At 71.3% G+C, this 23,927-nt stretch carries 24 protein-coding genes; 16 read left to right on the top strand and 8 right to left on the bottom strand.

Annotated features, from left to right (window positions below; genetic code table 11):
• Positions 1-72 precede the first annotated feature (72 nt).
• The 3 genes from ACZ6NZ_RS17085 (at position 73) to ACZ6NZ_RS17075 (ending at position 3,543) form a co-directional block, all read left to right on the top strand.
• Complete coding sequence (locus ACZ6NZ_RS17085) at positions 73-1,428, top strand: hemolysin family protein (protein ID WP_366608359.1); 1,356 nt, start codon at positions 73-75, stop codon at positions 1,426-1,428.
• Positions 1,425-2,489: a hemolysin family protein gene (locus ACZ6NZ_RS17080; protein ID WP_366608360.1), complete on the top strand. Its 1,065-nt coding sequence runs from the start codon at positions 1,425-1,427 to the stop codon at positions 2,487-2,489. Before ACZ6NZ_RS17085 ends, ACZ6NZ_RS17080 begins: the two co-directional genes overlap by 4 nt.
• Positions 2,490-2,610: 121 nt before the next feature.
• Positions 2,611-3,543, top strand: a complete 933-nt coding sequence (locus tag ACZ6NZ_RS17075) for a sporulation protein (protein ID WP_366608361.1) — start codon at positions 2,611-2,613, stop codon at positions 3,541-3,543.
• A gap of 355 nt (positions 3,544-3,898) precedes the next feature.
• Here the strand turns inward: ACZ6NZ_RS17075 and leuE are convergent, their stop codons facing one another.
• On the bottom strand, positions 3,899-4,570 hold the full coding sequence (gene leuE, locus ACZ6NZ_RS17070; RefSeq protein ID WP_465858942.1) for a leucine efflux protein LeuE: 672 nt from the start codon (positions 4,568-4,570) through the stop codon (positions 3,899-3,901).
• Positions 4,570-5,814 carry a bifunctional pyridoxamine 5'-phosphate oxidase family protein/GNAT family N-acetyltransferase gene (locus ACZ6NZ_RS17065; protein ID WP_465858941.1) on the bottom strand — a complete coding sequence of 415 codons (1,245 nt, stop codon included), beginning with the start codon at positions 5,812-5,814 and terminating at the stop codon, positions 4,570-4,572. Before ACZ6NZ_RS17065 ends, leuE begins: the two co-directional genes overlap by 1 nt.
• Positions 5,815-5,850: 36 nt before the next feature.
• On the opposite strand from ACZ6NZ_RS17065, the gene ACZ6NZ_RS17060 reads away from it, so the two are divergent.
• The 4 genes from ACZ6NZ_RS17060 to ACZ6NZ_RS17045 all read left to right on the top strand — a co-directional run bounded on the left by ACZ6NZ_RS17060 (position 5,851) and on the right by ACZ6NZ_RS17045 (position 10,792).
• Positions 5,851-7,191, top strand: coding sequence for an aminotransferase class I/II-fold pyridoxal phosphate-dependent enzyme (locus ACZ6NZ_RS17060; RefSeq protein WP_465858940.1), 1,341 nt, complete (start codon positions 5,851-5,853; stop codon positions 7,189-7,191).
• Positions 7,192-7,534: 343 nt separating this feature from the next.
• A complete protein-coding gene (locus ACZ6NZ_RS17055) occupies positions 7,535-8,239 on the top strand; it encodes a UdgX family uracil-DNA binding protein (protein WP_465858939.1) in 705 nt (234 codons plus the stop codon).
• 257 nt (positions 8,240-8,496) lie between these two features.
• Positions 8,497-10,101 (top strand): flavin monoamine oxidase family protein, encoded by a 1,605-nt coding sequence (locus ACZ6NZ_RS17050; RefSeq protein WP_465858938.1) that lies wholly within the window; start codon positions 8,497-8,499, stop codon positions 10,099-10,101.
• Between the two features lie 100 nt (positions 10,102-10,201).
• Positions 10,202-10,792, top strand: a complete 591-nt coding sequence (locus ACZ6NZ_RS17045; RefSeq protein WP_465858937.1) for a hypothetical protein — start codon at positions 10,202-10,204, stop codon at positions 10,790-10,792.
• 6 nt (positions 10,793-10,798) lie between these two features.
• On the opposite strand, the gene ACZ6NZ_RS17040 is transcribed toward ACZ6NZ_RS17045, so the two are convergent.
• Positions 10,799-11,152, bottom strand: coding sequence for a nuclear transport factor 2 family protein (locus ACZ6NZ_RS17040; RefSeq protein ID WP_465858936.1), 354 nt, complete (start codon positions 11,150-11,152; stop codon positions 10,799-10,801).
• 114 nt (positions 11,153-11,266) lie between these two features.
• Here ACZ6NZ_RS17040 and ACZ6NZ_RS17035 point away from each other — a divergent pair, with 114 nt between their 5' ends.
• The 6 genes from ACZ6NZ_RS17035 (at position 11,267) to rny (ending at position 17,863) form a co-directional block, all read left to right on the top strand.
• Entirely contained in the window at positions 11,267-12,658 is a 1,392-nt protein-coding gene (locus tag ACZ6NZ_RS17035; RefSeq protein ID WP_465858935.1) for an MFS transporter, read from the top strand.
• Positions 12,659-12,663: 5 nt separating this feature from the next.
• Complete coding sequence (locus tag ACZ6NZ_RS17030; RefSeq protein WP_030489422.1) at positions 12,664-12,864, top strand: DUF3046 domain-containing protein; 201 nt, start codon at positions 12,664-12,666, stop codon at positions 12,862-12,864.
• 184 nt (positions 12,865-13,048) lie between these two features.
• Positions 13,049-14,095: a recombinase RecA gene (gene recA / locus ACZ6NZ_RS17025; protein WP_366608370.1), complete on the top strand. Its 1,047-nt coding sequence runs from the start codon at positions 13,049-13,051 to the stop codon at positions 14,093-14,095.
• Between the two features lie 14 nt (positions 14,096-14,109).
• Positions 14,110-14,799 carry a regulatory protein RecX gene (locus ACZ6NZ_RS17020; RefSeq protein WP_465858934.1) on the top strand — a complete coding sequence of 230 codons (690 nt, stop codon included), beginning with the start codon at positions 14,110-14,112 and terminating at the stop codon, positions 14,797-14,799.
• Positions 14,800-14,836: 37 nt separating this feature from the next.
• Positions 14,837-15,541 carry a 3-keto-5-aminohexanoate cleavage protein gene (locus tag ACZ6NZ_RS17015; protein ID WP_465858933.1) on the top strand — a complete coding sequence of 235 codons (705 nt, stop codon included), beginning with the start codon at positions 14,837-14,839 and terminating at the stop codon, positions 15,539-15,541.
• Between the two features lie 555 nt (positions 15,542-16,096).
• Complete coding sequence (gene rny / locus ACZ6NZ_RS17010) at positions 16,097-17,863, top strand: ribonuclease Y (protein ID WP_366608373.1); 1,767 nt, start codon at positions 16,097-16,099, stop codon at positions 17,861-17,863.
• Between the two features lie 99 nt (positions 17,864-17,962).
• Here rny and ACZ6NZ_RS17005 read toward each other — a convergent pair whose 3' ends face one another.
• From ACZ6NZ_RS17005 to ACZ6NZ_RS16990, 4 genes are read right to left on the bottom strand one after another with little or no spacing between them, the layout of a single operon-like run.
• A complete protein-coding gene (locus ACZ6NZ_RS17005; RefSeq protein ID WP_465858932.1) occupies positions 17,963-18,949 on the bottom strand; it encodes an amino acid ABC transporter permease in 987 nt (328 codons plus the stop codon).
• Positions 18,946-19,653: an amino acid ABC transporter permease gene (locus ACZ6NZ_RS17000; RefSeq protein WP_112586661.1), complete on the bottom strand. Its 708-nt coding sequence runs from the start codon at positions 19,651-19,653 to the stop codon at positions 18,946-18,948. Before ACZ6NZ_RS17000 ends, ACZ6NZ_RS17005 begins: the two co-directional genes overlap by 4 nt.
• 41 nt (positions 19,654-19,694) lie before the next feature.
• On the bottom strand, positions 19,695-20,573 hold the full coding sequence (locus ACZ6NZ_RS16995; RefSeq protein WP_366608375.1) for a glutamate ABC transporter substrate-binding protein: 879 nt from the start codon (positions 20,571-20,573) through the stop codon (positions 19,695-19,697).
• Positions 20,574-20,629: 56 nt separating this feature from the next.
• Positions 20,630-21,385 (bottom strand): amino acid ABC transporter ATP-binding protein, encoded by a 756-nt coding sequence (locus ACZ6NZ_RS16990; protein WP_465858931.1) that lies wholly within the window; start codon positions 21,383-21,385, stop codon positions 20,630-20,632.
• Between the two features lie 195 nt (positions 21,386-21,580).
• Between ACZ6NZ_RS16990 and selD the strand changes: the two genes are divergently transcribed.
• A complete protein-coding gene (gene selD / locus ACZ6NZ_RS16985) occupies positions 21,581-22,570 on the top strand; it encodes a selenide, water dikinase SelD (protein WP_465858930.1) in 990 nt (329 codons plus the stop codon).
• A 251-nt stretch (positions 22,571-22,821) separates the two neighbouring features.
• Positions 22,822-23,301, top strand: coding sequence for a hypothetical protein (locus ACZ6NZ_RS16980; RefSeq protein WP_355009925.1), 480 nt, complete (start codon positions 22,822-22,824; stop codon positions 23,299-23,301).
• A 49-nt stretch (positions 23,302-23,350) separates the two neighbouring features.
• On the opposite strand, the gene ACZ6NZ_RS16975 is transcribed toward ACZ6NZ_RS16980, so the two are convergent.
• Positions 23,351-23,587 (bottom strand): DUF2277 family protein, encoded by a 237-nt coding sequence (locus tag ACZ6NZ_RS16975; protein WP_366608378.1) that lies wholly within the window; start codon positions 23,585-23,587, stop codon positions 23,351-23,353.
• Between the two features lie 139 nt (positions 23,588-23,726).
• On the opposite strand from ACZ6NZ_RS16975, the gene ACZ6NZ_RS16970 reads away from it, so the two are divergent.
• The gene (locus tag ACZ6NZ_RS16970) at positions 23,727-23,915 is read left to right on the top strand and encodes a hypothetical protein (RefSeq protein WP_425845349.1); all 189 of its coding nucleotides are present in this window, start codon (positions 23,727-23,729) and stop codon (positions 23,913-23,915) included.
• Positions 23,916-23,927 lie beyond the last annotated feature (12 nt).

Genomic DNA, 23,927 nt, shown 5'->3' with positions numbered 1-23,927 from the left:
GGGCAGCAGTAGCCAGCCGGGTCGTGCCCGGCATATTCCCGTACCGACGACCCCGGGAGCCCTGAGCGACCCGTGTTGATCGTCGTTGGTCTCCTCTTGATCGTTGTTCTCACTGCCGCCACGGGTTACTTCGTGGCCCAGGAGTTCGGCTACGTCGCCGTGGACCGGGGCAAGCTGCGTCAGCTCGCCGATGACGGCGATCCAGCCGCCGCCCGGGCCCTGACCGTCACCAGCCGGCTCTCCTTCATGCTCTCCGGCGCCCAACTCGGCATCACCGTCACCGCCCTGCTGGTCGGTTACGTCGCCGAGCCGTACCTGGGTGGTGGCCTCGCCGACCTGCTCGGCGTGGCCGGCGTCAGCGAGGCGGTCACTCTGCCGCTCTCGGTGGCGTTGGCCCTGGTCATCGCCACCATCGTGCAGATGGTCCTCGGTGAGCTGGCCCCGAAGAACCTGGCCATCGCGCGGGCCGAGCAACTGGCCCGCGCGCTGAGCCGGTCCACCCTCATCTACCTGGCCATCGCCGGACCGCTGATCCGGCTCTTCGACCGGGCGTCGATCCGGCTGCTCCGCCGGGTCGGCATCGAACCCATCGAGGAGCTGCCCAGCGGCGCCACCCCGGCGGACCTGGAGCAGATCATCGCCGAGTCCCGCGAGGAGGGCAGCCTCGACGCCGAGATGTCCACGCTGCTCGACCGAGGTCTGGACTTCCGTGAGCTGACCGCCGGCGAGGCCATGGTGCCCCGCGTCGACGTGCACACCCTCCGGGCGCACGAGCCGGTGAGCCGGGTGGTCGAGCTGCTCGACACCGGCCACTCCCGCTTCCCGGTACGCGGTGCGGAGGGCGTCGACGACCTGCTCGGCATCGTCGGCATCGCCGACGTGCTCGGCGTACCCCCGGGGGAGCGGGCCACCACCCCGGTGAGCGCGGTGGCCGGGCCGCCGCTGCTCGTACCGGAGACGTTGCCCCTGCCGACCGTGCTCGACCGCCTGCGGTCCGGGCACCGGCAGATGGCGTGCGTGGTCGACGAGTACGGCGGCTTCGCCGGCGTCATCACGCTTGAGGACATCGCCGAGGAGCTGGTCGGCCCGATCCGCGACGAGGACGACCCACCGGAGCGGGCACCGGCCCGACAGGACGACGGGTCCTGGGTGGTGCCGGCCCGCTGGCGGATCGACGAGGTCGCCGACAGCACCGGAATCGCCCTGCCCGAGGCCCCCGAGTACGACACCCTGTCCGGGTTGGTGATGCGGGAGTTGGGCCGGGTGCCCGAGGTCGGTGACCGCTTGGAGATCAGCCTGCAACCCGAGGGCGCGGACGGCGAGGTCAACGAGGCGGAGCCCCGGGCGCTGGTCGAGGTGCTGGCCGTGGACCGGCACGTGGCCGACTCGGTGCGGTTGCAGCTGACCAAGCCCGAGGTGACCGCATGAGCCCCGGGATCGCACTGTTCAGTTCGGTGATCCTGCTGGCGCTGAACGGGTTCTTCGTGGCCGCCGAGTTCGCCCTGGTGGCCAGCAAGCGCTACCGCCTGGAGCAGGCGGCGGCGAACGGTGGCCGGGCGGCACGGGCCGCCTTGGACGGCGTCCGTGAGCTGTCGCTGATGCTGGCCGGCGCACAGCTCGGCATCACGCTGTGCACCCTGGGTCTCGGCGCGCTGGCCGAGCCGGCGATCGAGCACCTACTCAGCCCCCTGCTGCACGGGGTGGGCCTGCCGGACGCTGCCAGTCACCTGATCGCCCTGATCTTCGCCCTCGGGGTGGTGACCTTCCTGCACCTGGTGGTGGGGGAGATGGCACCGAAGTCGTGGGCGATCACCGACGCGGAGCGCTCGGCGACGCTGCTCGCGTTGCCGTTCCGCGCCTTCGCCCGGGTTTCCCGACCGGTGCTCTCCGCGCTCAACGCCCTGGCCAACGCGATCCTGCGGCTGTTCGGCGTCAATCAGCAGGACCAGCTCGCCCAGGTGCACGGCCCGGACGAGCTGCGGATCCTGCTGGAGCAGTCCCGAGAGCACGGGCTGCTCGGCGCCGAGCAGCACCAACTGCTGACCAGCATGCTGGAGTTGCAGGGCACGTCGGTGGCGCAGGTGATGGAACCGTTCTCGACCATGGTCACCGTCCGCCGCGACGACCCGGCCGAGCGGATCGAGGAGGTCAGTCGGGACAGCGGCCGATCCCGGCTCGCGGTGCTCGACGAGGCGGGCGACGTGTGCGGGCTCGTGCACGTCCGGGAGGCGGTACGGGTGGTCACCACCGGCCGGGCTGCCACCGCCGGGGAGCTGATGACCCCCGCGTTCACCCTGCCCGCGACGTCCTCGGTCACCGAGGCGGTGGCGGCGATGCGGGCCCGGCAGTCACAGCTCGCGCTGGTCCGCAACGGCGGCGGCCCGGCCCGGCCGATCGGTTTCGTGGCCCTGGAAGACCTCCTGGAGGAGGTCATCGGGGAGTTCGACGACGAGACCGACACGGTGCCGCGCGGACGTCGACTGCGGTGACCCCTACGACCCGGCCGCGCCGAGGCGGCGCGGCCGGGCCGGCGCGGCACGCGTGAGGTCACTCCGACCGGGTAGGCGCGCCGGGGGGCCGACACGGCCCCGTCCCGGGAGGGGGCGTGCGGTGCGGCTGACGGGAGTGTCCCCGGAGTCCGGTGGGACCGGGCTCTCCGTGCAGACCACGCTGCCCAACCCGAGTACCCGACCGGGCCTGCGCCTGCCCGGTCGGGTGACCCTCGCGGCCGGCCCGGAGAACGTGCTGGTGCGGCACATCCGGCTCGGCCTGGTCACCACCGTCGAGCCGGACGACCCCGCCGGGGCGCGCCGCCTCATGCAGTTCCATCAGGTGCCGATCGCCGGCCGGTTCGTCGTACCGGCCGGTCGGCGGCGGGCTGTCGATTTCGCGTTCCCGCTGCCGTGGGAGACCCCGCTGACCACCTTCGGCGGGGTGCCGCTGTTGAGCCTGCGGATGGGTCTGCGGACCGAGGTGTCCCTCGACCCCGACCTCGACCAGGGGGCCATGGTGCCGGTCTTCGTGCACCCGATCCCGACCCAGCAGCACGTGCTGGCGGCGCTGGACACACTGGGCTTCATGATCCGTCAAGCCGGCCTGGTCGAGGGCGGGCTGCCGGGGGTGGAGCACACCCTGCCATTGCACCAGCGGTGGGGCTTCTGGGTGGGTCCCCTCTACGCCGGCCCGATCACCGAGATGGAGGTGATCTTCGTGACCAACTCGGCGGGCCTGGAGGCGATCCTCTGGATGGATCGCAAGCTGGCCCTGGCCGGTATCACCCACCAGAGCATCAGCCGGTTCCGGATCTGGCACGAGGACGCAGACCGGCGGGACTGGGTCGCCACCGTGGACGGCTGGATCCGCCAGGCCATCAACCGGCACGCCGAAGCCGCCGCACACGCCGACTGGTCCGCGCAGATCACGCATTCGGCCCACGTCAGCCGCCACCCCGACGAGCCGATCCGCCCGGGTTACGGCCTGGGCGGCACCGCCGGCGGTGCCGGCGTAGGAGGCGGCGGCTCCGGCGGCGGCGACGGCACCTGACCCCCCGCCCCGCCCCGCCCCGCCTCGCCCCGCGCCCCGCCCCGCCTCGCCTCGCCTCGCGCCCCGCCCCGGGCCGCCCTCCCGCCCCGGGCCGCCCTCCCGCCCCGGGCCGCCCTCCCGCCCGTCGATCATGGAGTCGTGGTGGGAGGAAGGTCCCGTTTCGCGCCTTTGATGAGGCACCACAACTCCATGATCGACGGCTTTCCTAGGGCGCGACGTTACTGACCTCCGCGATCTTGCACTTTCTGTGCCGACAAATCTGCTCAGAGCACGCAATTCGACAACCGAAAGTGCAAGATCGCGGACGGACGGGCGGGCGAGCGGGCGAGCGGGCGAGGCGGGCGGGGCGTGGGGGTTAGCCGGCGGTGGCGGTGGCCAGCTTGAGGCTGAAGGCCAGGAACAGGGCTGCCACGGCGGTGGTGCCACCGGCCGCCAGGCGGCGGCGTTGGCGGAACTGGGCGGCCAGAAAGGTGCCCGCGAAGATCAACGCGGTCAGGTAGAGCGCGCTGGTCACCTGCGCGATCAGCCCGAGCAGCAGGAACGACAGCGCCGGCCACGCGTAACCGGGGTCGACGAACTGGATGAAGAACGAGATGAAGAACAGGATCGCCTTCGGGTTCAGCAGGCTGATCACCAGCGCCTTGCGGAACGGGCTACGCATCGCCGCCGGCTCCGCGGCGTCGATGAGCCGCGGCGTTCTCGGGTCGTTGCGGTCGCGCCAGCGCCGTACCGCGCCGAGCAACATGGTCACCCCGACATAACCGAGGTACGCGGCACCGGCGTACTTGATCACCAAGAACAGCGGCGGGTACGCCTTGAGCAGCGACGCCACCCCGGCGGCGGAGAGGAACATCAGCACCCCGTCGCCGACGAACACTCCGGCGGCGGCCCGGTAGCCGACCGCGACGCCCCGTTTGGCCGCGGTGGAAAGCACGAAGAGTGAGTTCGGCCCGGGCAGCAGGATGATGGCCACGGTGCCCAGCACGTACGTCCAGATGTCGGTGATCCCCAGCACGCCCGCCATCATCACGCCACCGGTGCCGTTCGCAGAAGTCTTTCTCGCAGCCTGGCCTGTGCCTTCGGCCACTCGTCGACGGTCATCGCGTACTGCACGGTGTCGCGCCAGGAGCCGTCCGGGCGTTGCCGGTGCATCCGAAGCACTCCCTCCTGGGTCGCGCCGAGCCGTTCGATGGCCGTCTGCGAGCGAGCGTTGCGGATGTCGGTGTGCCAGGTGACCCGTACCGCGCCCAGGTCGTCGAAGGCCCGGCGCAGCAGCAGCAGCTTCGCCTCGGTGTTGATCCCGGTACGCCACCAGGGCCGCCCGAGGAAGGTGTGCCCGATCGCCACCGCCCGCCGCTGCGGGTCGATCTCGTAGTACGAGGTGCTGCCCACCACCGCGCCGGTTGCCGCGCACCGCTGTACCCAGGCCACCCGCTCGCCCCGGTGCTGAGCGGCCAGGGCGGTGCCGATCACCTCGGCGGTTTCGGCGGGGGTGGTGGGCGGCGCGACGCTGAGGTGCCGCCACACGTCGGCGTCGGTGGTGGCGGCGTGCAGCTCGTCGGCCTGCGCCAGCTCCAGCGGCTCCAGCCGAACGTGTTCGCCGTGCAGCGGCACCGGGTCGTGCCAGGGCGTGCGGGGCGTGCGTAGGTACGCCGGCAGGGGCGCGGTGACGCCGGCGTCCGGCTCGGGTGCCCCGGCGGTCAGTCGCAGCGGCAGCACGCCGGCCCAGTGCGGCAGGTCCAGGTCGGCCTCGTCCTCGCGGACCCCGCCGGTGCGGGCCCGGACGGACACCTCGCGCAGTGGCAGCGCCAGTACGGCGGTCTCGGCCAACTCGCGGCGGCTGGGCGGACGAGTGGCGGTGCTACGTCCGGCGCCGACCTTCTCGACCAGCGCGGTGAGCATGGCCAGCTTCTCCCGCTCGTCGGTGACCAGTCGGGCCGTGCCGTGCGCGACGACCGAGCGGTAGTTGGCGCTGTGGTGGAACTGGGAGCGGGCGTAGATCAGCCCGTCGAGAATGGTCACCGCGACGCAGACCGGCAACCCGTCGTCGCCCCGGGCGGCGAGCAGCGGCCGACTGCCGGTGGAGCCGTGCAGGTAGAGCGTGTCGCCGATGCGGACGTGCAGGGTGGGCAGCACCCGTGGTTGGCCGTCGACGGTGAAGCTGAGCGCGCAGTCGTACGCCTCGTCGAGCACGGCGTGGGCGGCGGCCTGGTCGTAGCTCATCTTGTCGCGGGAGCGGTGGGGTGTGGTCCGGGCGGTGGGTGGATACATGCGCTCGCCCCTTTGTTCTAGTACAATCCTTTATTTGTGTCAGCACAGTATCAGCTCACCGGTACGACAGCCGTCGAGATTTCGGCCAGCATCGAGTCGGGCATCCGGACCGGCGCACTGTCGCCGGGAGCCGCCCTGCCGCCCGTGCGGGCGCTCGCCACCGAGTTGGGGGTCAGTCCGGCCACCGTCGCCCGCGCCTACCGGGAGCTACGCCAACGCGGCCTGCTGGCCACCGCTGGTCGGCACGGCACCCGGGTGCGTCCCCGCCCGCCGGTGGCCGCCCGTCGCTCCGCACTGCGCACCCCACCGCTGCCCGGCGTCCGAGACCTGTCCCGCGGGGAACCTGACCCCCGTCTGCTGCCGCCGCTGGGCCCGCACCTGGCGGCGCTCGCCACCGAGAACGGCCCGACAGTCGGCTACTCCGATGCCGGAGTCCTGCCCGAACTGGCCGAGACGGCCCGCGCCCGGCTGCGTGCCGACGGCGTACCGGCCGGGGAGTTGACCCTCACCGGCGGTGCGCTGGACGGCATCGAGCGGTTGCTCGGCGCCCACCTGCGTCCCGGCGACGCGGTGGCGGTCGAGGACCCGGGCTGGGCCAACCTGCTCGACCTCGTCGCCGCGCTGGGCCTGCGCCCGATCGGCGTACCGGTGGACGACGAGGGGCCGCTGGTCGCCGGGGTGGCCGCGGCGCTCGCCGCCGGAGCGCGGGCGCTGATCGTCACCAGCCGGGCACAGAATCCGACCGGTGCCGCCGTCTCCGCGGCCCGCGCCGAGGCGCTGCGGACGCTACTCGCCGGCCGACGGGACCTGCTGGTGATCGAGGACGACCACGCGGCCGAACTGGCCCTCGTACCCCTGCATCCGCTCGCCGGTGCGACGGCGAGTTGGGCCTTCCTCCGCTCGGTGAGCAAGCCCTTCGGCCCGGACCTGCGGCTGGCGGTGCTGGTCGGCGACGAGACGACCGTGGCCCGGGTGAGCGGCCGTACCCGGGTCGGTGCCGGCTGGGTCTCCACCGTGCTGCAACGTCTGGTGCTCGCTCTCTGGCGGGACCCGGCGGTCACCGAGTTGGTGCGGCGGGCGGCGCAGAGCTACGAGCAGCGCCGCGCAGGGCTGCTCGCCGCGCTGGCCGAACACGGCCTGGCCGCACACGGCCGCAGCGGCATCAACGTCTGGTTGCCGGTCGCGGACGAGACCAGCACCGTGACAGCGCTCCGCGACGCCGGCTGGGCGGTGGGCCCCGGCGCGCTCTACCGGATCGCCGCCCCGCCGGCCCTGCGCATCACCGTCAGCTCCCTGGACGCTGCCGACCTGGCCCCGCTGACAGCCGCCCTGGCCCACGCCGAAAACCCACCCCCCACCCAGGGCTTCCCCACCTGACAACCCCGCCCCCCGCCCCGCCCGCCCACCCCCGCGATCTTGCAGTTTTGGTTGTCGAAATGTCCGGCGTGTGGACATTGGTCTGCGCAGAAAGTGCAAGATCGCGGGGATTCGGGACGGCGGGGACGGGTATGCGGGCGCCCGGAGGTGGGGGACATGGCTTCTGGTGGGGCTCGTAAGGGGATCTGGATCGCCATTGCGGTGGCGATCATCATCATCGTGATCGTGCTGATCGCGATCGCGTCCGGCGGCGACGGCGGCGGGAACGGGTACTGACGCGTTGGGGCCGGGGCGCCGGGGGCGTTTCCGGCGGTGAGCATCGAACGGGTATATAACAGTCGGCATGGCCGAGCAGACCGGGAGCGCTCCGGGCGCCCAGCGGTTCATCCCGCCCGACGCCGACACCATTGACGACCTGCGCACCGCCGCGGGCGGCTGTCGGGGCTGCGAGCTGTACCGGGACGCCTCGCAGACGGTCTTCGGCCGGGGCGACGAGAGCGCCCGCGTGGTGCTCGTCGGCGAGCAGCCCGGCGACATGGAGGACCAGAAGGGGCTGCCCTTCGTCGGCCCGGCCGGTCGCCTGCTGCGCCGCGCGGTCGATGACGCCGGGCTGGACCCGGGTCACCTTTACTTGACAAATGCCGTAAAGCATTTTCGTTTTGAGCTGCGCGGCAAGCGGCGGATCCACCAGACCCCGGACCAGACGCACATCACGGCCTGCCGCCCCTGGTTGGTCGCCGAGTTCGCCCGGCTGCGTCCGGAGGTCGTGGTGGTGCTCGGCGCGACCGCCGCCAAGGCGCTGCTGGGCCCGTCCTTCCGGGTCACCCGGCAGCGGGGCGAGCTGCTGCCCTGGCCGGAGTCGGCCCAGCACCCCGCGGACTTCGAGCAGGTGCCGGTGGACAACGCCGGAAAGCGGGCCGACGCGCCACCGGCTCGGTTGCTGGCCACCATCCACCCGTCCGCCGTCCTGCGGGCCGACGACCAGGACAAGGCGTACGAGGGGCTGGTCGCCGACCTCACCGTGGTCACCCGCGCCCTGCCTGCCTAGCCGGCGACCTGGGCTCACCGTGGCCCGAGCCGGCGACCTGAGCTCACCGTGGGCCGAGCCGGCGACCTGGGCTCACCGTGGCCCACGGACGGCCCACCACGGCTAACGCCGGCGACTGCAGCCGCCCCGGCCTGAGCCGGCGGAAATTGCCGCCCGGGTCGCGCGCCGAGGCGATACCCGCCGGAAACGGCGATGCGTGAGCCGCGTAACAGATCCTCTGCAGACTCATGCGAGTCGATCTTGTAGGGGAGGCCGTTATGAGCGATCAGACGCAGTCGATGGTCAGCCGGCGTGGGTTCCTGCGTACGGTTGGAATCAGCGGTGGTGCCGGAGCGATGCTCGCCACGATGGGTGCCATGGGGCTGGCCCCCAGCGCGGCGGCCTCGGTCACCCCGGCATTCCGGCCGCCGGAACCCTCCGACTTCACTCTCAGCGGGCGGTCGGGCGCCAGCGTGGTCGTGCTCGGCGGCGGCATCGCCGGGCTCACCACGGCGTACGAGTTGGGCAAGGCCGGCTATCACTGCACCGTCCTGGAGGCGCGGCACCGCGTCGGTGGGCGGAACCTGACCATTCGGGGCGGCGACGTCGAGACCGACCTCGACGGACGCACCCAGCGGGCCGGCTTCTCCGACGGGGTCTACTTCAACGCCGGGCCGGGCCGCATCGCACAGTGGATGGTCACGATGGACTACTGCCGGGAACTCGGCGTACCCATCGAGGTCTTCACGAACCAGAACGCCGACGCCTGGATCTACAACGAGTCCGCCGGGATGACCGAGCCGGTCCGGTACCGCACCGCCAAGGCCGACGTGTACGGCTACGTCTCGGAACTGCTCGCCAAGGCCACCGACCAGGGCGCGCTGGACGCCCGGCTCACCACCGAGGACCGTGACCGGCTGCTGTCGTTCCTGCAGAGCTTCGGCGCGATCGGCGGACGGACCAATGACTGGGCGTACACCGGAACCAACCGTCGCGGCTTCTCCGCGTATCCCGGTGCGGGTAACGACGTGGGGAGTCCGCTCGGTGCGCCGCCGGCGCTCGCCGACGTGTTCGCCAGCAAGATCGGCCGGTACTTCTCCTTCGAGTTCGGTTACGACCAGGCCATGCTGATGTTCCAGCCGGTTGGCGGGATGGACCAGATCCCCCGGGCCCTGGCGCGCGCGGTGGGCCCGCACCGGATCCGACTCAACGCCGAGGTCACCGGGGTGACCGACCGGGGCAGCCGGGTCGAGGTGACCTATCGGCAGGGCGGCCGGCAGTCGCAGGTCACCGCCGACTACTGCGTGGCGGCCCTACCGCCGCACCTGATGGCCCGGGTGCCGCACAATCTCGGCACGGCGGTGACCGCGGCCCTGGCCGATTTTCCGGTCACCGCCTCCGGGAAGATCGGCCTGGAATACCGCAGCCGCTGGTGGGAGACCGATCAGCGGATCTACGGCGGCATCACCGAGACCGACCTGGACCTGTCGCACATCTGGTACCCGTCCTACGGCTTCCACGGCAAGCGCGGCCTGCTGGTCGGCTACTACAACACCGGGGCGAACGCCAGGGCGTACAGCGGGCTCACGCCGGAGCAGCGCAGCGAGCGCGCGATCAGCCAGGGTGTGAAGATCCACGGTGACAAGTACCGCAGTGAGCTGGTCACCTCGTACTCCCATGCCTGGGACCGGACCCGCTACATCGAGGGCGCCTGGACGTCGCCCCGGTACGGCACGGCCGGCTACAACCTGCTGCTCCAGCCGGCCGGGCGGGTCTACTTCGCCGGGGACTGGCTCAGCCACGAGGTGGCCTGGCAGCACGGCGCGTTCGTCGCGGCGCGTTCGGCGGTCTCCGCACTGCACCAGCGGGTGATGGCGGGCTGACCGAGCTGTCCAGATCTTGGACAGTTTCCGTCAGCGGACGACGGAGACTGTCCACGATCGACGGTGTGTCGCGGATCGAGCGGCTGGGTAACCGGTGTCGATGGACGTTGACAACGGGGAGCGTCGGGTGGGTGTGGCCGCCGGGCACCGCGGGAGAGGGAAGCGGTTCTTCGAGCGGGCACCCGGCTTGCAGCTTCTGGCCGTCTACTGGGTGCCGGTGACGGTGCTCGTCGGGCTGCCGGTGCGTTGGCTCTTCGACCGGCAGGAGCCGCTGGTCGAGGCCGTGCTGAACGGTGCCCTGAACGCCGTCTGGATCGGCCCCGCCATCTATCTCGGTCGGCGAGGCGCGGGCGAGCAGGCCGCCCGGCGCGATCCCGAGGGGTACGCGCTGCGCCAGGCAGTGCACACCAGCACCGTGCCCGCGGACGAGGCCACCCGGGCCACACTGCCCCGCTATCTTGCCGAGCAGCGGCGGGCCACCTGGGCGGCGCTGCTGGCCATCCTGGGCATCTGCCTCGGGCTGGTCCTGCTCGCTCTGCTCACCGCCGACAACGAGGGCTTCGCGGTGATCTTCGGCGTGGTCGCCGCTGTCAGTGTGACCGTCGCCGCCCGCACCCTGACCCGGATCCGTCGGCTGGCATCCCTGCTGGCCGCGCCCAACCCACCGGAGACACCAGGATCGCGCGGGTAGAGCGGCTCAGCCGCCCGCCGTGATCTTGCTGAACACGTCCTTGGCGGCGATCAGGCCATCGCGCACCAGATAGAGATCGACTCCGCGGAGCACGGTCCCGTCCTCCGCCGGCGGCCAGCTCCACTCGCACCAGACCCGGTCGCCGGCCGATCGGACCGCTCCGAGGGCCGGCCCAGGGCCGAGCTGGTCGGCGAAGGCGCGGCACACGGCATCTCGGCCGCGCAGGGTCACCGCCGGCCCGTCCCAGGCGCTCGGGCTGTAGCTCACGTCCCCGGCGAGGCAGGCCGACACCGCAGCCAGATCGCCTCGGTGCCACGCCGCGTTGAACCGCTCGACCACCACCATCCCGGCATCGCTCACCCGGGCACCATAGGCGTGGGGGCGCGCCGGTCGCGACCCCGTTGCGGCGACATCCACTGCCGCTGGTAGATGTGGGTGCGCGAAGATGAGCCACCCCTTCCGACAGGAGCGTCGATGGCGACCGACCTGACCGCGCCGCGTACCGTCGCCCGACCCGACGTGGCGTCCATCCAGCGGCGTACCCTGCGGCTGCTCTTCACCACCCAGATCATCGGCGGGATCGGCGTGACCATCGGCATCGCCGTGGGCGCGCTGCTCGCGGCACGGATCGCCGGGACGGCGGTGGCCGGTGTCGCGCAGAGCGCCGGGGTGGTCGGTGCCGCGCTGCTCGCCGTCCCGGTCACCCGGATCATGTCGCGGCACGGCCGCCGGCCGGGCCTGGTGCTGGCGTACTCGGTCGGCGCCGTCGGCGGCCTGCTGGTGGTGCTGGCCGCTGCCACCCGCTGGGTGCCGCTGCTCTTCCTCGGCATGCTGCTCTTCGGCGGGGGCACCGCGGCGAACCTCCAGGCCCGCTACACGGCCGTGGACCTCGCCGAGCCGGTCCGCCGGGGGCGGCAGCTCTCCCTGATCGTCTGGGCCACCACCATCGGTGCGGTGGCCGCGCCGAACTTCGCCGCGCTGGCCGACCGCGTCACCACCGGGTGGGGGTTGCCCCCGTTGGCCGGCCCGTTCGCGTTCAGCGCGGCCGCTTTCGTGCTGGCTGCCGTCGTACTCCTCGGGTTGCTCCGGCCCGACCCGCTGCTCACGGCGCGGCGGCTCGCGGCGGCCGACGCACCGACCGCCGACCTGCCGCCGGCCGCCGACGCGACGGCGACCGCTGTGGCGGCCGAGGCGCCGGCGGCGGGTGGCGGCGCGACGCCGGCCGCCGTGCCGGTCAAGGCGCGCGTGCCGCGCGGCGCCGGGATGCGTGCCGCCTGGTCGGTGGTACGCGGACAGCCCGCCGCCCGACTCGGCATCGCCGCCGTGGCGGTGGGTCACCTGGTGATGGTGGCGGTGATGGCGATGACTCCGGTCCGGCTCGGTGAGTCGCACGCCGACGCCGACGTGTTGCGGCTGGTCGGGATCGTGCTGAGCCTGCACATCGCCGGCATGTACGCGTTCTCCCCGGTGGTGGGTTGGCTCACCGACCGGCTCGGTCGACGGGCGGTGATCCTCGGTGGGGTCGTGCTGCTGCTGGCGGCCTGCGCGGTCGCCGGCACCGCCGGGCACCACACGCCTCGGCTCTCGGTCGGCCTGGTTCTGCTCGGGTTGGGCTGGTCGGGGACGATGGTGGCCGGCTCGACCCTGCTGTCCGAGTCGGTGGCGGCGGCGGTGCGGCCGAGCGTCCAGGGGCTGTCCGACCTGATCATGGGGTTGGCCGGGGCCGGGGCCGCCGTGCTCAGCGGGTTTGTCATGCAGTTCGCCGGTTATCCCGTGCTCACCCTGCTCGCGGCGGTCGCGGTGGCACCCCTGGTGGCGCTAGCGTTGCGCCCGGTGCCGACCGGGGCACCGGACGAGGAGGGCTGATCACTGTGCGGCTGACCGACTTCTGGACGCGGCTGGACGAGGCGTTCGGGCCCGGCTACGCGGCCAGCATCGCCCGCGATCAGGTGCTGTCCCAGCTCGGCGGGCGGACCATCGAGCAGGCCCTGGCATCGGGGGAGCAGACGCACGTGGTGTGGCGGGCGGTTTGTGCCGCGTACCCCGACCGAGTGCCCGCGCGACTACGCTGAGCAGCCTTTTTGCCGGTTCCGCGTGTCACTTGTCGAGTCGTACACCTGTTCGGCTATTGTCCACAGCGGGGTGCTCGTCCACAGCTCGCGGCCCGTCGGCTGGTTTTCTGTCGGACCTAGCGCCTAGCGTGTCCGCGTGACGCGAAGCTCAGCAAAGACGCCGGCGAAGGCAGGGGTGGCAACCATGGCAGCAGGGCCTGACCGGGAGAAGGCACTCGACCTTGCTCTCGCTCAGATTGACAAGCAGTTCGGCAAGGGCTCGGTGATGCGGCTGGGCGACCGGCCGGTCGTCCAGACCGCGATCATCCCGACCGGCTCCATCGCGCTCGATGTGGCCCTCGGCATCGGCGGCCTGCCCCGCGGCCGGGTGGTCGAGATCTACGGTCCCGAGTCCAGCGGTAAGACCACTGTGGCACTGCACTCGGTGGCCAACGCCCAGCGCAACGGCGGCATCGCCGCCTTCATCGACGCCGAGCACGCGCTCGACCCGGAGTACGCGAAGGCCCTCGGCGTCGACACCGACGCGATGCTGGTCTCCCAGCCGGACACCGGCGAGCAGGCGCTGGAGATCGCGGACATGCTGATCCGCTCCGGCGCTCTGGACATCATCGTGATCGACTCGGTGGCGGCCCTGGTGCCACGCGCCGAGATCGAGGGCGAGATGGGCGACAGCCACGTGGGCCTCCAGGCCCGGCTGATGAGCCAGGCGCTCCGGAAGATCACCGGTGTGCTCAGCAACACCGGCACCACGGCGATCTTCATCAACCAGCTGCGGGAAAAGATCGGTGTCATGTTCGGCAGCCCGGAGACCACCACCGGTGGTCGGGCGCTGAAGTTCTACGCCTCGGTCCGGCTCGACGTGCGACGCATCGAGAGCCTCAAGGACGGCACCGACGTGGTCGGTAACCGCACCCGGGTCAAGGTCGTGAAGAACAAGGTCGCCGCGCCGTTCAAGCAGGCCGAGTTCGACATCATGTATGGCAAGGGCATCTCGCGTGAGGGCTCGCTGATCGACGTCGGCGTGGAGCAGGCGATCATCCGCAAGTCCGGAGCGTGGTACACGTACGACGGCGACCAGCTCGGCCAGGGCAAGGAGAAGGCCCGGGAGTTCCTGAAGGAGAACCCGGACGTGGCCGCCGAGATCGAGAAGAAGATCCTGGAGAAGCTCGGCGTCGGGGTCGGCGCGGGTGACGCCGCCGGTGGCCCGGAGCTGCCGCCGGTCGACTTCTGACCGGTCGCTGACCGATGGCAGGACGACGCGCTCGTACGGGGCGGGGCTGGGATGCCAGTCCGCCTCGTACGGGCGACGCCGCTGACCCACCGCGTCCCCGTCGGGGCCGCCGGGCCGAATCGCCGGCGGACGAGCCGGCGCCCCCACCCCGCGACGAGTCCGAGGTGGCCCGCGAGATCTGTCTGCGCCAGCTTGCCGTCCGGCCCCGCACCCGGGCCGAGCTGGCCGGGGCGTTGGCGAAGCGGGGCATCTCCGAGGAGGTCTCGGCCGAGGTGCTCGACCGGTACGACGAGGTCGGCATCATCGACGACGCCGCGTTCGCCCGGGCCTGGGTGTCCAGCCGGCACACCGGGCGTGGCCTCGCTCGCCGGGCACTCGCCAACGAGCTGCGCCGCAAGGGCGTGGACGGCGAGGTGGCCACCGAGGCGCTCGGTGAGCTGGACGAGGAGACCGAGGCGGACACCGCCCGTGGCCTGGTGGAGCGCAAGCTGCGCACCGCCCGAGGCGAGCCGGACGCGGTGTTCCGGCGGCTGGTCGGCATGCTGGCCCGCAAGGGCTATCCGCCCGGCGTGGCCATCCGGGCGGTGAAGGACGCGCTCGCCGCGCAGAGCGCCGAGGCGGCCGAGTTCGCCGAGCAGATCGACGCTGACGCGCTCGCCGACGCCGAGGGTGAGCTCGAGCGCGACAACCGTCTGGGCGAGTGAGCGGTCCGCTGCGACTCCCGATGGAGGTGCGGGCCCGATGTTGAAGGCATGTCTGAACGGCGGGCACGACCGGGAGGCCCATCCGGCCGTGCCGCTGACGGCGGCGGAGCTGGCCGCCGACGCGGCCCGCTGCGCGGCGCTCGGCGTGGCGGCCGTCCATGTCCATCCCCGGGACGAGGCCGGTGCCGAGTCGCTGCGGCCGGCGGTGGTCGCCGACGCGCTGACCGCGATCCGTGCCGCTCGGCCGGGGCTGCCGGTCGGGGTGAGCACCGGCGCCTGGATCTCGCCGGATCCGGCTGCCCGCGTGGCCGCCGTCCGGGCCTGGCCGGTGCTGCCCGACTTCGCCTCGGTCAACGCGCACGAACCCGGTGCCGAGGTGGTCGCGGCCGCCCTGCACGAGCGTGGTGTGCTCGTCGAGGCAGGGCTGTGGACGCTCGACGCGGTCGCGGCGTACCGGCGGTGGCGGGTGCCGGCCGGGCGGGTTCTGGTCGAGTGCATGGCCGAGGACGTGGCTGTCGCGTTGGCCGACGCCTCCCGGATTCTCGCCGCGCTGCCGGCGGGCGCGCCGTCGGTGCTGCTGCACGGCGAGGGTCCGGCGACCTGGCCGGTCCTCGCCGAGGCGGTGCGCCGGGGTCTGGACACCCGAATCGGGCTCGAGGACACCCTGTGCCTGCCGGACGGCTCACCCGCCGGGGGCAACGCGGCGTTGGTCGTCGCGGCGGTGGCGGTCGGAGCCGGCTGACGTCTGGTGAGACGGTTCCGTCACACCTCGCTTGTAGCCGGCCGCGTCCGACAGCCGGCTGGACGGCGCTGAGCAGGCCCAACACGTCAAGACTCGCGCACGCCTCGCGGAGTTTGTCCCCTCCTGTCCGGCGAAATATCAGCGTGTGGTGACGGTTCAACTTCTCTCCGTTCGGGGGGTTTGATCATGAGTCCTTGACCAGAACACCCCTGGAGACCTAGCCTCGCCATACAGGCTCACATTGCCCGACCAGCGCAGGCTAAGCGCACAACATAGATCGCGTAACAAGACAGCATCACTTTGGCCGACTCCGCGGCCTTTGGCGGCAGTTCCGGACAGGCCGGTCCGGAACGCTGCGACAACTGCACCCGGTCGCCGACGCTGCCCCCTGGGCACCGCCGGCGGAGAAAGCTACCCACGGCCAGCCGCTCCGGTCGGGCGTCCACAGCCGCAGGAGTGTGCCCCCGGCACAGTCGCTGCGGTCTCGACGTTAGGGGAGGCGGCCATGGCGGGGCGGCGGCACAGGTTCAGCGGTAGACCCGACGGGGTCCCGGCATGAACGCGTTCGACGTCGTGCTCCTCGCGGCCGTCCTCGTCCTCGCGGTGGTGGTGATCGGGGCGGTGCTGGTCGGCATCCGGACACTGCGCCGGATGGGTGCCGCGCCGGCGCCGGAGGATCCCGCCTTCATCGCCGAGAAGGACCGCCAGGAGCAGTCGCTGGCCGCCCTGCGGACCGCGGCCGACGAGGCGAACAGCACGATCGACGTGGCGAAGTCAGCGGCGGCGGCCGCCCGTACCGAGGCGGCGGCGGCGAAGGCCGAGGCGAAGGCGGCCCGTGCCGAGGCACGGCGGGTCCTCGACGACGCCCGGGCTGAGGCGGACACCGTTCTGGAGCGCGCCCACAAGCAGGCCGAGACGGACGCCGAACAGTTGCGGACGGCAGCCCGGCGCAGCGGCGAACGGGAGGTCGCCGTGCTCGCCGCCACCACCCGGGAGCAGGCCGCCGAGGTGGAACGTCGGGCCGCTCGGATGGACGAGCGGGAACGGATGCACACCGAGGAGGTGGAGCGGTTCGCCGAGCGGGAACGGCAGCTCACCGCCGCGAAGGCCGCCCTCGCCGCCCGGGAGGCCGCGCTCGCCCAGCGCGAGGCCGAGCTGACCGAGTCGGAGGAGCTACGCCGCCGGGAGCTGGAGCGGGTCGCCGGTCTCACCGCCGACTCCGCGCGACTGGAACTGGTCGACGCCATCGAGACGTCTGCCAAGCGGGAAGCGGCGCTGCTCGTGCGGGACATCGAGTCCGACGCGCGCAACACGGCCGAGCAGCGCGCCCGACACATCGTGGTGGACGCGATCCAGCGGGTCGCCAGCGAGCAGACCGCGGAGAGCGTGGTCAGCGTCCTGCACCTCCCCGGTGACGAGATGAAAGGGCGGATCATCGGCCGGGAAGGGCGCAACATCCGCGCCTTCGAGTCGGTGACCGGCGTCAACCTCATCATCGACGACACCCCCGAGGCGGTGCTGCTCTCCTGCTTCGACCCGGTACGTCGCGAGGTGGGTCGGGTGACCCTGGAGAAGCTGGTCCTGGACGGACGCATCCACCCGCACCGGATCGAGGAGGTCTACGACCTGGCCCGGCAGGAGGTGGAGCAGCTCTGCCTCCGTGCCGCCGAGGACGCCCTCGTCGAAGTCGGCATCACCGAGATCCATCCGGAGCTGGTGACCCTGCTCGGTCGGCTGCGCTACCGCACCTCGTACGGGCAGAACGTGCTCAAGCACCTGGTCGAGACCGCCCACATCGCCGGCATCATGGCCGCCGAGCTGCGGTTGGACGTGCCGATCATCAAACGGTCGGCGTTCCTGCACGACATCGGCAAGGCGCTCACCCACGAGGTGGAGGGCAGCCACGCCATCATCGGCGCGGACCTGGCCCGTAAGTACGGCGAGCACGAGGACGTGGTGCACGCCATCGAGGCGCACCACAACGAGGTGCCGCCGCAGACCATCGAGGCCGTGCTCACCCAGGCGTCCGACGCCTGTTCCGGTGGTCGGCCGGGCGCGCGCCGGGAAAGCCTGGAGGCGTACGTCAAGCGGCTGGAGCGGATCGAGGAGATCGCGGCCGGCAAGCTCGGCGTGGACAAGGTCTTCGCCATGCAGGCCGGTCGTGAGATCCGGGTGATGGTCAAGCCGGACGACGTGGACGACATCGGGGCGGCGGTGCTGGCCCGCGACGTGGCCAAGCAGATCGAGGAGGAGCTGACCTACCCGGGTCAGATCCGGGTCACGGTGGTCCGCGAGTCCCGGGTCACCGAGATCGCCCGCTGAGTAGGCCGGCGGCGCTCGCCGAACAAGCACTGGCAGAAGCCCGAAGGCCGCCCCGAACTGCTCGGGGCGGCCTTCGGGCTTCTGGTCGGTGTGGGTGGCTCAGACGCCGCCGCCTCCGATGCCGCCTCCACCGCCCTCGGCCTGGGAGATCAGGGCCGCCGGGGGTGGGTTCTGTGCCGGGGTGCCGGCGGTCTTGCGGCCCCGGGCGAGCCGCCCTTGGACGTACTGGGCGAGCTTCGACAGCGAGTAGTTCACCACGATGAAGAGCACGGCGATCACGACGTAGACCTGGATCGGGTTGCTCAGCACGCCGATGAGCTGCTTGCCGATGTTCAGGGTCTCCTCGTAGCTGATGATGAATCCCAACGAGGTGTCCTTGAGCACCACGACGAGCTGGCTGATCAGCGCCGGCAGCATGACCCGGAAGGCCTGCGGCAGCAGGATCATCCGGGTGGTCTGTCCCGGGGCGAGCCCGATGGCGGCGGCGGCTTCCGCCTGGCCGCCGGGCAGCCCCTCCATGCCGGAGCGGAGGATCTCGCCGATCACCACCGAGTTGTAGATGGTGAGGCCGATGACCAGGTACCAGAAGTTGTCGAGGTAGAGGCCGAACTCGGGGAAACCGCGGGCCACGAAGAAGATGGTGAGCACGACGGGCAGGCCGCGGAACACCTCGACGCAGACCCGGGTGACCGCCGACAGCACCCTGCTCAGCCCGCGCAGCAGGTACGCCATCGGCGTCGCCACGTCGGTGAAGCGCCGTCGGATCAGACTCTTGAGCTGGATCCGCAGCACGGCGAGCAGCGTGCCGACCACCAGCGACGCAACGATGGCCAGGGCCGCCGCGAGCAGGGTGTTCTTGAAACCGAGGCCGATCCGCTCCCACACCTGGGAGAAGTTCTCGTTGGAGGGGTCGATCAGCGGGCCCCACAGCTCCATGGAGAGCTGGCCGTTCTCGTCCAGGGGCCGGTAGATCAGGAGGTACGCCCCGACGAGCAGGACCACGCCGGCGACGATGCTGCTGATCAGGGTGATCCGCCGTTGCCGGGGGCCAGGAACGTCGTAGAGGACGCTGGTCTGCTGACTCATCGGGCCACCGCCTGTCGCTTCTCGATCCGGTCCAGCAGAGCGCCGAGCGGCACGGTCATGATCAGGTAGCCGATCGAGATGCCGATGGCGACCGGGACGAAGGCGTAGCCCTCGGCTCCGGTGAGCTGATCGGCCGTGGCGGACAGGTCACCGGCGACCCCGAAGAAGCCGGCGAGCGCCGAATTCTTGATCATCGCGATGATCACGGAACCGAGCGGGACGATCGAGGCCTTCCAGGACTGCGGCAGCACCACGTAGCGCAGGTTCTGCCCGAAGGTCAGGCCCAGTGACCGCGCCGCCTCCGCCTGGCCGGCGGGCACCGCGTTGACCCCGGACCGCAACGCCTCGCAGACGAACGCCGCGGTGTAGAGCACCAAAGCGATCAGTGCGAAGCGGAAATACGGAAGGTCGGTGCCGAGCCGGGTGAACAGCGAGTCGAGCACCGGGATGCGGAGGAAGTCCGCGTTGGAGCCGAGCGCCGGCAGGCCGAACGCGGCGAAGAACATCACCACGGTCAGCGGCATGTTGCGGAAGACGTTCACGTAGCCGGTGCCGAGCGCGCGCAGCGGCGGCACCGGTGAGATGCGCAGCACCGCCACGATGGCGCCCAGGACGAGGGCACCGATCGCGGCGAGGATGCAGATCTGGAGGGTGAGCCAGAAACCACCCGCAAAGACGTCGAACTTGTCGATGAGCACGTTCACGGGTCGGTGTTCCTCCCCACCCTCCAGATCGAAGGATCAGATCAGTAGCGGTTGACGGTCGGTGCCGAGCCCAGTTCCGCGCCGAACTTGCCGGCGGTGTCGTCCCAGGCCTTCTTCCAGCTGCCGTCGCCGACCGCCTTGTCCAGCGTGTCGTTGATGAAGCTCCGGAAGTCCGCGTCCTCCTTCTTCACCCCGATGCCGTACGGCTCCTTGGTGAAGTTGCTGCCGGCCAGCTTGAACGACGCCTCGTCCTTGGCGATGTAGCCGAGCAGGATCACGTTGTCAGTGGTGACGGCGTCGACCTGGCCGCTCTTGAGGGCGTCGCGGCACTTGTCGTACGTGTCGAAGGGCACCAGCTGGGTGCCGACGTCCTTGACGTACTTCTTGATCTCTTCGAACGGCGTCGAGCCGGTGACCGAGCAGACCTTCTTGGTGCCGTCCTTGAAGGAGTCCGGACCGGTGATGCTGGTGTCGTCCTTCTTGACCATGATGTTCTGGCCGGCCTCGTAGTACGGGCCCGCGAAGGCGATCCGCTCCTTGCGCTTGTCGTTGATCGTGTAGGTCGCGGCGACCAGGTCGACGGTGCCGTTGACGATCACGTCCTCGCGGACCTTCGAGGGGGCCTCGACCCACTCGATCTTGTCCTCGGGGATGCCGAGCTCCTTGACGATGATCTTGGCGATCTCGACGTCGAAGCCCTCCGGCTTGCCCGAGAGGCCCTTCAGGCCAAAGCCCGGCTGGTCGAACTTGGTGCCGATCTTGATCTTCTGGGCCTTGTTCAGCTTCTCCATGGTGGTGCCGGCGGCGAAGGACTTGCTGCCCGCGCCGGTGCCCTCCCCGCCGTCGTCGCCACCACAGGCGGTGAGGCCGAGCGCCAGAGCGGCGACCGCGGCGACTGCCGCAACGCGCTTGATACGCATACTCTTCTCCTTCTTCAACGGAGCCCACCGAGTACGGCGCGCTCCACTACGGACGCCTAGTGCGTGAGGATCTTGGAGAGGAAGTCTCGGGCCCGCTCGCTGCGCGGGTTCGCGAAGAACTCCGCCGGTGGGGCGTCCTCGACCAGTTGCCCGTCAGCCATGAAGATGACCCGGTTCGCCGCGTGCCGGGCGAAGCCCATCTCGTGGGTCACCACGACCATCGTCATGCCGTCGCTGGCCAGCGAGGTCATCACGTCGAGGACCTCACCGACCATCTCCGGGTCCAGGGCGCTGGTCGGCTCGTCGAAGAGCATCGCCTTGGGCTGCATGGCCAGCGCCCGGGCGATGGCCACCCGCTGCTGCTGACCGCCGGAGAGCTGGGCCGGGAACTTGTCCGCCTGGTTGGCGATGCCGACCCGGTCGAGCAGGGCCAGGCCGCGCTCGCGGGCGGCGGAGGGCTTCTCCTTGCGGACCTTGATCGGGCCGAGGGTGACGTTCTCCAGGATGGTCTTGTGCGCGAAGAGGTTGAACGACTGGAAGACCATGCCCACCTCGCTGCGCAGCTTCGCGAGGGGCTTGCCCTCGGCCGGCAGTGGCTGACCGTCGAAGGTGATGGTGCCCGAGTTGATCGGTTCCAGTCGGTTGATCGCGCGGCACAGCGTCGACTTGCCGGAGCCGGACGGGCCGATCACCACGACCACCTCGCCCCGACCCACCGACAGTGAGACGTCGTCCAGCACGTGCAGCGGCCCGAACCACTTGTTGACCGCGTCCAGCACGATGAGCGGTTCGCCCGTCGTCACGTCGTCCACCGTCCCCTGTCGTCTCCCGGATCGGGGTCGGTTGACCCCCGGTGCGGCCACTGTAGGCGGCCTGATGTGGCAGAACGCAACCCAGCGGGTCACGGAGCGGTAACACCGGTCACGATCGTTCTCAGGCGTCCGATTTTGGTCACCGGATGGGTGGTCGCGGTGGCGATCGTGGCGCCTTGTCGCGATCATGGGTGGATGACCGAACCCGTACGGTTGACCGAGTACGCCCGCGGCGGTGGCTGCGCCTGCAAGATCCCGCCGGGCGAGCTGGAGATCATGGTGGCCGGTCTCGGCCCGGCGACCGGCACCGCCGAGTTGCTGGTCGGGTTGGACCACGGCGACGACGCGGCGGTGGTGCGCCTGGACGAGCGGACCGGCGTGGTCAGCACCGCCGACTTCTTCACCCCGGTCGTCGACGACGCGTACGACTGGGGTCGGATCGCCGCGGCCAACGCGCTCTCCGACGTGTACGCGATGGGCGGCACCCCGCTGGTGGCGCTCAACCTGCTCTGCTGGCCGCGCGACGTGCTGCCGCTGGAGTTGGCCCGTGAGGTGCTGCGCGGCGGCCAGGACGTGGCGCGGGAGGCCGGCTGTCACCTGGCCGGCGGGCACAGCGTGGACGACGACGGCCCGAAGTACGGTCTCGCGGTCACCGGCACGGTTCGCCCGGAGGAGCTGATCACTCTCGACGCCGGCCGGGCCGGGGTGCCGTTGTCGCTGACCAAGCCGCTCGGGGTGGGCGTGCTGAACACCCGGCACAAGGCGACGGGGGAGAGCTTCCCGGAGGCGGTGGCCACGATGAGCGCGCTCAACCGGGAGGCCGCCCGTGCGGCGGTCGCCGCCGGCATCCGGTGCGGCACCGACGTGACCGGGTTCGGGCTGCTCGGGCACGCCTCGAAGCTGGCCCGGGCCAGCCAGGTCACGGTGGCCATCGACACCGCCCGAGTGCCCTATCTGGCCGGCGCGCGGGAGGCGCTGCGCGACGGGTTCGTCAGCGGCGGCAGCCGGCGCAACCTGGAGTGGGTGACGCGGTGGACCGACTTCGGCGCGGCGGACGAGGCGGAGCGGCTGCTGCTGGCCGACGCGCAGACCTCCGGCGGCCTGCTGGTCGCCGGCGAGGTGCCCGGCGCTCCGGTGGTGGGCGAGCTGCTGCCGCGCGGGGACCACCTGGTCGTCCTGCGCTGACCGGGGGGCGGTCGACCCGTTGGACGCGCGGTCGACCCGCTGCGGGACACGCGGTGGCGGTGGTGCGGATGGCGCACCATACCCGATAAACTGTCACCTTCCCGCTACTCCGAGCAATGGCGCTCAGGGAAATTTTGCCCGGAATGGTCACAGACCGGTAACTTGCCCCCGGCTGGGGTCAAATGCCCCCCACCATCGTGGGTAAGGCCCGATCCGGAGGCCGGTGGGGACGAACGCAGCGAGGAGGCGGAATGACCGAGCTGTGGAACTGGAGAATCGACGGGGCTCAACCCGTGGAGGTCTACCCGGCGTTGGCGGAGGCGCTTGGTCGGGTGGTGATGCCGCTGGCGGTGGCCGACCCGGCGCGGCTGCCGGCGTACGCGGTGGTGTGTGACGTCTGGCAGGCGCCGGGCGAATTCGCGACGGTGGTGGACTGCTACGGGGTGCCCGAGCAGCTCTCCGAGCACGCGAGCATCGCCGCACTGGCCCGATTGCTGGGCCGCAACTGCCTGTTGCGCGACGACACGCTCGACGCGGGCCGGCACCTGCTCGTCGCTCCGGACGGCACGGTCCGTCCGGTGCACTTCGACGTGCGGGACACCGAGGACGGTGAGGTGCTCAGCAGGCTGCGGCTCTGCTCGCTGGGTGACCCGGGTTGTCGGGGCTGGTCGCAGTGCCACCGCTCGCGCTGGGCACCCGACACTGTCGCACCAGTGCTCGCCGCGGCCTGACCTCGTCCAGGGGTCAGGCCCGGCCGGGTGCCGTGCCGGTCAGCGGCGATCAGCCGGCGGTGGTGGCCGACCGGTCGGTGGTGCCCCGCACCACCAGTTGGTCGAGCAGGACGCGCGTCGCCTCGGCCACGGTGGCCACCGCGGCGTCGAACGCGGCGGCGTTGTGCGCGGCGGGCGCCCGGAAGCCAGAGATCTTCCGGACGTACTGCAGCGCTGCCGCCTCGACGTCCGCGTCGGTCACCTGCGGGGTGAACGGCTCACGCAGCGTCTTGATGCTCCGGCACATGTGAGTTCCTCCTCGGTTGGTGCGCTACTTGACCAACGATGACATCGTTGGGGCTGTTGCCTATTCTGGTGGCGCGTCAGGGCCCTCGGGCCGTCCATCACACCTCCCGTGGCGCGTCCGCGGGACCCGGAGAATCCTTGTGGACAACGCACCCACCCGCCCATCGCGTCCGGGCCTGGACGACTTCACCCATAGCCTGGACACTCCGCTGGACCTGCTCGCCGTCAAGCACGCTGATCTGGTCGAGGCGGTTCGGCGGCATGTCGTCGCGGATGAGCCAGTGCCCTCCGGCACGGTGCCCGTCGCCGCCTTCAACTCGGCCATCTGAATGGAGGCCTGT

Source organism: Micromonospora sp. NPDC047756 (assembly GCF_055587245.1).
Note: the sequence above shows the minus strand (reverse complement) of the source record. Positions and strands in the feature narration are given on the sequence as shown.